The sequence below is a fragment of the Ruegeria sp. BG5 genome, assembly GCF_056538425.1.
In genome coordinates this window covers 20078-27298 of sequence record NZ_JBQFTC010000013.1, presented here as the reverse complement: position 1 = coordinate 27298, position 7221 = coordinate 20078, and the positions used below count along the sequence as shown (strand labels likewise).

Below are 7221 nucleotides of genomic sequence, written 5' to 3'. Positions count from 1 at the left end.
GATCGGTCCTGACCTTCTTCCTGCTGACGCCCTACACAAAAATGGCACACGGCTTCTATCGGCTTGCGGCGCTGGTCCGGGACGCGCAACGCAAGCGCGGCGCATAGCCATCGCTTCCATGCCGTACGGGGCGCGGAACGGGTTCTGATCGCCACCAATCTGCATCAGTCCAACGGATGTGCTAAGATGCGCCTTGGGTGACAATCGCGACGGAGGAGATCGATATGAGTGCGGGTGTCTGCGCAATCATCGGGTACGGTCCGGGTCTTGGGGCCGCATATGCCGAAGTGTTCAGGAAGGCCGAATACACCCTTGCGCTTCTCAGCAGGTCGGGGGCCGGTATCGGGGGCGCAGGCGCATCTGACCCGCAGGTCAAACCCTTTGCCTGCGATGCCGGAGATCCCGACAACCTCAGAGGCGCCTTGAAAGCGGTCGAGGATGAGTTCGGCCAGATCGACGTCGCCATATACAATGCCGACCTTGCTCAGTTCGGAACGCTTGACGATGTGACCGAGGTTCATTTCGAACAAAGCTGGCGCGTAGGCGCATTGGGGCTGTTTGTTACGGCCAAAGTGCTGGGGTCGCAAATGGCCGGGCGTGGGTCGGGCGTGATCATCGTATCCGGGGCTACGGCAGCGCTGCGCGGCAATCTCTGGACAACCGCTTTTGCGCCGTCAAAATCCGCGCAACGTGTGCTGGCAAATGCGCTTGCAAAACAACTTGGACCGAAGGGCGTGCATGTGGCCTACATGGTCATCGACGGCGTGATCGACACAGAAGACACCCGGACGGGTTTCGCGCCCGACAAACCGGATGACTTCTTCATCAACCCTGTCCACATAGCTGAAACCGCGCTGATGCTGGCGCGACAGGACCGATCGGCCTGGACGTTCGAGTTGGATATTCGCCCATTTGGCGAAAAGTGGTGACGCGGCTATCGGTCAGGTTTGTTTGCGCGCAATGATGATGAATTGCGTTATCGAGAAAAAGAACCGGCCTGCCTCGGCAAGGCTTTGTTGTTCGTCAAACCACGCCTGCGCAATGGCGGGGTCGACATGCGCGTTCGCAACGGCAAATTGCCTCATCAGATGCAACATCATGGTTGCCATGCCGTCCGGCTTTAGCTGATGATCTACCAGTGTTATCGACCGAACCTCGTCCACCTTATCACCCCGTGCCTTGATCAACGCAGGTAGTCTTTCCGGCACAGACCCGCTGACAAAATGCTGGTTCCATGAGGATCTCATGGCCTGCATCCTCTCTGGCGCATCGCTGAACAAGATCAGGGTGTCAAAATGCAGATCGCTGACAACCAGCCGACCACCGGGTTTCAGGCAGCGCATTGTGTCGGCTAATGCCCCGTCAATATCGTCGACATATTCGAACACCTGCACCGAAACCGCCTTGTCCGCCATGGCGTCTTCGAACGGAAGCGCATTGGCGACGCCGGTACGGAATTCGACGCAGGCATAGTCACGGCAGCGGGCTTTTGCAGCCGCCGTCATGTCGTCGCTGGGGTCAATCCCGATGACGCGGCCCTTCTGTCCAACTGCGCGGGCCAGTTCCGCAGTCAGCAAGCCGTTGCCACATCCGATATCCAATATGGTTTCACCCGGCGCAGGGCAGAGGGCATCGAATGAAGCCTGTCGCCTGCGCGTTATGTCAGCGCCCTGATACGCGTTTTCCAGGATTTTTGTTGTCTCGGCATCAAAATTCAGCATCTTGTTCCCCCTACCACTCCGCCGATCTTAACAGATTGGTCGCTTTTGAGTCCGAAACGGGTTTTTGAAACAATGGAAAGCGCCCCGAGCGCCTGGGTACCGCCAAGTTGGTGGCTGGCTAAACGGTTCCCCGATACCCAACTGCCGCCCGATCTTTTGCGGCGCTGGAATAGGCCCAGGATCTGAAGGCTTCGACGTTTGGAGTGACCCATGTGTCCCGCCCGCCAAGGAGGTATGGCGCAACGAAAGTCACATCATAGCGTTTGTGACCGACCAATGCCGGGTGGGTGTTGCAATAAGTCAATCTGGCGTCAATTGACGAGCGGCAATCAAATTCATGACTCACAGGCAATCTCTTCTTATGCTCGGGCAACGGAGGGGGCAGTATGTCAGAAAAGCTACTTGGCGGGTGCAAATGCGGTTTGGTCCGCTTTGAGGGCGTGCGCGGGGACGCCCCGATGTTTCGATGCCATTGCCGGGATTGCCAGCAACTGACAGGCTCGGGCCATTCCGAGATGATGCCGCTGATCGCAGAAACCTTCAGAATTGGCGACGCTTGCAAAACCTATCAGATGACAGGCGGATCGGGTCGCTTGACCTTTAGCGGGTTTTGCCCGAATTGCGGATCACAACTGACACGCCGCAGTGAAATGATGAGCCAGTTGATCTATGTTCACGCCGCCGCGCTGGATGATCCGTCCAAATACGCCCCCGAGAAGTCGATCTATTCTGACGCTGCGCAATGTTGGGATGATGCGGTGATCCCGCAAGATACCTGAGCGATCGCGGCCATCTTGTGCAATCAAGGGCGATAGCGCTTCAATCGGAATTGCTTTTGGATTGGATGCGCCAGACAAGCTGATCGAACCGCTCCTGGCAGGCAGCCACGCGGGGGCAGGAAGGCTGTCGGAAAGTACAAAAACTTCGAAAATTGGACTCCGGGCGCAGATTCGATGGATAATTGCCTCGGCGCGACCCACGTCTGATTGAAGGAGGCCGTAGGGATGTCCAAGAGCCTTCGCCCACTTACCGACACCGCCTGGCTGGCAGATCATCTGACCGACCCGAAGCTGCGGATCATTGACGTCCGATGGAAGTTTCGGGAGGAAAACGGCAAGGGCGTGGCCTTTGATGACAGGTCAGAATATCAGGCCGAGCATATCCCCGGCGCAGTCTATGTCGGCATGTCCACAGAACTTGCCGACAGTACACAGACCATTCCTGACATGATGCTGGGCCCGCACGACTTTGGCCGGAAAATGCGCGATCTTGGTGTTTCATGCGACAGTCATGTTGTCGTCTATGATGACTCGGGCCTGCCGCTGGCATCCGCGCGGCTTTGGTGGGCGCTGTCGTATTTTGGCCATGACAACGTGCAGGTCTTGGACGGTGGACTGCAGCAATGGAAGCTGGAAGACCGACCCACCGAATCCGGCGATATTTCCGTCAAGCCGGGGAATTTTGAAGCCAGGGCGCAAGACGGCTGGATCGCCCGGAAGGCTGAGGTCTTGTCTGCGCTTGGAAACCCGAACGTCAGGATTGTCGACTTCCTGCCAAACGATCTCTATCGGGGGCAGGGCTCTCATACATGGGGCGGGCGGTCCGGGCATATTCCCGGAGCGGTCAACATCCCCGCGATTTCGAATATCGATCCGGACTTGGCCGATACACCCATAGCCGAACGGGCAGAGAAATTGCGGCAACGGGGCTCATTCAGGCTGTCGGACCAAAAGAGCCTGCTGCAACATTACCGCGATAAAGGCATAGAGACTGAAAATGAGGTCATTGCCTATTGCGGCCGCGGTTTGGCGGCTTCCAATGGTCTTCTTGCGTTGCGCTATATGGGGTTCGACACATCTCGACTTTATGACGGGTCATGGGCCGAGTGGAGCGCGGACGAAAATCTTCCGATTGAAACGTCGTAAACAACGGCCCACGGCCCTTGCATACTTTCGGTTTTGCACTCAACATCCCGGCTGCCAGCCACAAAAAAGGATGACAGCTTGGTTTCCGACGATCTCGCCAAATCCCTGTGCCAATGGCGGCAACACCTGCATCAAAACCCAGAGTTTGGGTTCGAAGAACAGGCCACGGCGGATTTTGTCGTCAAGCGACTGAAGGAATTCGGGATCGAGGATATCGAGACCGGAATTGGTGGCACCGGTGTCGTCGCCACGCTGCGGCGGGGACGTGGTGATAGAACGATTGCACTGCGCGCGGATATGGATTGTCTGCAAATCCATGAAACCACCAATCTGCCTTACGCGTCGTCCAAACCCGGCCTGATGCATGCTTGTGGTCATGATGGACACACGACAATCCTGCTGGGCGCTGCTGCTGTTCTGGCCCAAGAGGGTAGGTTTGACGGAACCGTGCGGCTGGTTTTTCAACCGGCCGAGGAATGGGGGCAGGGCATGAAGGCCATGATCCGAGACGGGTTGGGATCGCGGTTGGGATTTGACGAAATCTATGGTCTGCACAACAAGCCGGGCCTTCCCGTTGGGGCGTTTGAAATCCGACCCGGCCCATTCATGGGTGCCGAGGACGGGTTTCGCATAACCGTGCGCGGTCGCGGCGGCCACGCCTCGCGCCCGCAGGACTGCAAGGATGCGATCCTGTGCGCCTGTTCCATCGTCAGCGAGCTTCAGACGATTGTATCCCGGGCGATAGACCCCTCGGCCCTTGCGGTTGTTTCGGTGACGTCGATTGCGGGTGACAATGTCAAGAACGCCATTGCCAGCGAGGCGCGCATCGAAGGCGATTGCCGCCATTTCGACGATGCCGTCAGTCACCGGATCGAAGAATCGATGCGCCGCATCGCGAACGGCATGGCCATGGCCCATGACTGCGACGCAGACGTTGAGTATGAGCGTGTGTTTGTCCCACTGGTGAATGACGCTGAAGCGACGCAGCACGCGCTGCAGGCGGCGAGATCGGTGTTCGGCGAAAACAGCACGGACCCGGATGCCCGCCCCATGGGTGCATCCGAGGATTTTGCTCAAGCTTTGAAACTTGCGCCCGGTGCGTTCGGTAATTTTGGCAACGGCGACAGCGCACCGCTGCACAACGCCGGGTATGATTTCAATGACGCAGCGCTTGTTCCCGGTGTTCAGTGGTTTGTGGAACTTGTGCGCAACCGGCTGCCCGTTGGTTCGGATTAGACCCCGCTATTTGCAGATCGGCAGTTCCAAGGGCGGCTGCTTGGGCAGAGAGTCCCTCCATTGGTTTATGATCGGTTGGAGGGTGCGTTTGGGCCAGAATTTCGGTGTGCCAATGGCTTGCAGACACACGGCGTTCCAATAAACGCCCGCGCGCGACAGTGATCGCCCCTTGCTCACCGCTTTTGCAACCGCGTTGATGTCTTTGGATTCCGGATAGATATAGAGCGTCGTCGGGTTGCCCTCTACCAGTGCCAGGATCTCTTCCGAGGCGGATTCCGACCACGTGGTGCAGCCGTTGCTGCGCCCGCCCGTGTAGTTCACCAACCGTCCATAAGGGACATAGCCGTCATCATCAGCATGAGAGCTTGTGGGGTTCTTGAACCGACATTGCCATTTCAGGAAAACGGCAGGATGGCCACCAATGGCCCTTTCACGCGCATTGCTGGTTTCGCCTTCGCCATCGAACAACAGAAACGTGCGATAGAACGGCTTGGTCTGGCCGGACTGGCTGTAAAACCCTTTGAAGGACGTTCGGGTTTCGGCGGTGACATAGGCCCCGCCCGCCGTCAGCTTTGATCCTTCGGCATTGCTGAAATTCTTCGCACATTGCCGCCCGTTTGCGAAATTGGCGCGTTGCAGTTTTCGCCCATTGCCATACCCGGATGAAACGGCGCGGAATGTCCGCTGAGATTCACAGATGACATAGAACCTGCGTCCGGGGCTGCCGTTGCGGGCAGTGCTGGGGCGGGTCGCGTCTTTGGCAAGATAACAGGGGTTGCTGACCTTACCCTGCCGGGTTTTCTGCTGATACAGTGCCCGCGCCCTTTGCAGTACGACAGGCGCGATCTGGCCGTCGCCCGTTCCCACATGCTTTTGCAGCCAGACGGGGATTTCCGATGACAGGGCATTGGCCCGTCCGGGCAAGGCCGCCGCCGACGCGACAAGGGTCATGATGGTGACTGCAAGACGGATCGATTTCTGTCGCAACGGGAAATCTCCTGCCAGAATGTCCTCAGTTTCAATCTATCACAACTTGCAGGGGTTTGGGGGCACGGCAGACACTTAAGACTGCTGCCTGTTGCCACAAATCCTAGGTTTCTTGCGCGTGGCCCTTTAGCCGGATCACCAACGGCAGCATCGCCGCAACCAGCACGGCCGCGAACAGAAACGGTGCGCCCGGGAAATAGATGCCATCACTGTCCACAGACGCATGAAAAATCCCGGTCAGTGCAAGCGGGGACAAAACGGCCGCGACCGAGGACAAAGACGCGATGACCCCTTGCACCACACCTTGCCGATCCTCATCCGTCTGGTTCGACGCCATTGCCGTCATCAGGGGTGGAACCATGTCAGACAGCGCGGCGAGCAGAAGAAAGACGACCAAGGCAGCAATTGACCCAGTGAAGCCAAACCCGATCATGCCGATCAGCGCCGAGACCATGCCCAGCATCAATGTGCGGTAATCCCCCATCCACCGGATGAAGATCGGCATCAACCCGCCCTGAACAAACGCCAGCAGCACGCCATAGCCGGCCAGCGACAATCCGATATAAAGGGTTGGCCAGTCGAACACCTCGCGCGTCCAGAAGGCCCAGAGTGTCGGGTAGACCATGTTCGCAAACTCAAAGATGAAAATGCACAAAAGCGGGACCGCAAGCCCGGGCAGGCGGAAGGCGTCAAAGATCGACTTGAACGGGTTCAGATCACGCTTGCCAAACGGGCGGCGTTTGTCCGGCGTCAGGCTCTCGGGCAGTACAAACACGCCGAACAAGGCGTTGCCCGCCGACAATGCGGCGGCAATCCAGAACGGCGCGGCGATGCTGATTTCCGCAGCGATGCCGCCAACGGCGGGGCCAAGGACAAATCCAACCCCGAAGGCCGCGCCGATCAGGCCAAAGTTCGCTGCCTTTTCCTCGGGGGTCGAGATATCCGCGATATAGGCGGTTGCGGTGATATAGGTTGCCCCGGCCAGACCCGCGAGCGTTCGCCCCAGCAAAAGCAGCCAGAAACTGCTGGCTAAAGCCATGATGACATAGTCAACCGCCAGCATGGCAAGGGCCGCGATCAGTATCGGTCTGCGGCCAACCGCGTCCGAGATGCTGCCAACAATGGGACCGCACAGGAACAAAGCCCCTGCATAGGCTGCCATCAGCAGCCCGCCCCAGAACGCCCCTTGCCCCGTATCGCCTGCGCCAACCCGGTCCATCAGATCCGGCATGATCGGAAACACGATGCCGATGCCGATGGCGTCAATCATCAGGGTAATGAGTATGAAAAGAATGGCTCGGTTCTGAAACATAATACCCTGTCGAACAAAAGGGGTGATACTGCGCCAGACA

The 7221-nt window shown here is 58.1% G+C and carries 7 protein-coding genes; 4 read left to right on the top strand and 3 right to left on the bottom strand.

The features are described 5' to 3' along the window. The first annotated feature begins 224 nt into the window (after window positions 1-224). Window positions 225-929, top strand: a complete 705-nt coding sequence (locus ACR0KX_RS20955; protein WP_170624939.1) for an SDR family NAD(P)-dependent oxidoreductase — start codon at window positions 225-227, stop codon at window positions 927-929. 12 nt (window positions 930-941) lie between these two features. Here ACR0KX_RS20955 and ACR0KX_RS20950 read toward each other — a convergent pair whose 3' ends face one another. After that, window positions 942-1721 carry a methyltransferase domain-containing protein gene (locus ACR0KX_RS20950; protein WP_480708767.1) on the bottom strand — a complete coding sequence of 260 codons (780 nt, stop codon included), beginning with the start codon at window positions 1719-1721 and terminating at the stop codon, window positions 942-944. Window positions 1722-2107: 386 nt separating this feature from the next. On the opposite strand from ACR0KX_RS20950, the gene ACR0KX_RS20945 reads away from it, so the two are divergent. The 3 genes from ACR0KX_RS20945 to ACR0KX_RS20935 all read left to right on the top strand — a co-directional run bounded on the left by ACR0KX_RS20945 (window position 2108) and on the right by ACR0KX_RS20935 (window position 4882). After that, the gene (locus ACR0KX_RS20945) at window positions 2108-2500 is read left to right on the top strand and encodes a GFA family protein (protein ID WP_480708766.1); all 393 of its coding nucleotides are present in this window, start codon (window positions 2108-2110) and stop codon (window positions 2498-2500) included. Window positions 2501-2725: 225 nt separating this feature from the next. Next, window positions 2726-3646 carry a sulfurtransferase gene (locus tag ACR0KX_RS20940; protein WP_480708765.1) on the top strand — a complete coding sequence of 307 codons (921 nt, stop codon included), beginning with the start codon at window positions 2726-2728 and terminating at the stop codon, window positions 3644-3646. Window positions 3647-3724: 78 nt separating this feature from the next. Continuing rightward, the gene (locus tag ACR0KX_RS20935; protein WP_480708764.1) at window positions 3725-4882 is read left to right on the top strand and encodes a M20 aminoacylase family protein; all 1158 of its coding nucleotides are present in this window, start codon (window positions 3725-3727) and stop codon (window positions 4880-4882) included. A gap of 6 nt (window positions 4883-4888) precedes the next feature. Here the strand turns inward: ACR0KX_RS20935 and ACR0KX_RS20930 are convergent, their stop codons facing one another. Beyond that, window positions 4889-5869 (bottom strand): hypothetical protein, encoded by a 981-nt coding sequence (locus ACR0KX_RS20930; RefSeq protein ID WP_480708763.1) that lies wholly within the window; start codon window positions 5867-5869, stop codon window positions 4889-4891. A gap of 103 nt (window positions 5870-5972) precedes the next feature. Next, window positions 5973-7181, bottom strand: a complete 1209-nt coding sequence (locus tag ACR0KX_RS20925; RefSeq protein WP_480708762.1) for an MFS transporter — start codon at window positions 7179-7181, stop codon at window positions 5973-5975. Window positions 7182-7221: the final 40 nt, after the last annotated feature.

Bases quoted from the DNA above. Each gene is read 5' to 3' on its own strand.
- ACR0KX_RS20955 (WP_170624939.1), top strand. From the start codon at position 225: ATGAGTGCGGGTGTCTGCGCAATCATCGGGTACGGTCCGGGTCTTGGG.
- ACR0KX_RS20950 (WP_480708767.1), bottom strand. From the start codon at position 1,721: ATGCTGAATTTTGATGCCGAGACAACAAAAATCCTGGAAAACGCGTAT.
- ACR0KX_RS20945 (WP_480708766.1), top strand. From the start codon at position 2,108: ATGTCAGAAAAGCTACTTGGCGGGTGCAAATGCGGTTTGGTCCGCTTT.
- ACR0KX_RS20940 (WP_480708765.1), top strand. From the start codon at position 2,726: ATGTCCAAGAGCCTTCGCCCACTTACCGACACCGCCTGGCTGGCAGAT.
- ACR0KX_RS20925 (WP_480708762.1), bottom strand. From the start codon at position 7,181: ATGTTTCAGAACCGAGCCATTCTTTTCATACTCATTACCCTGATGATT.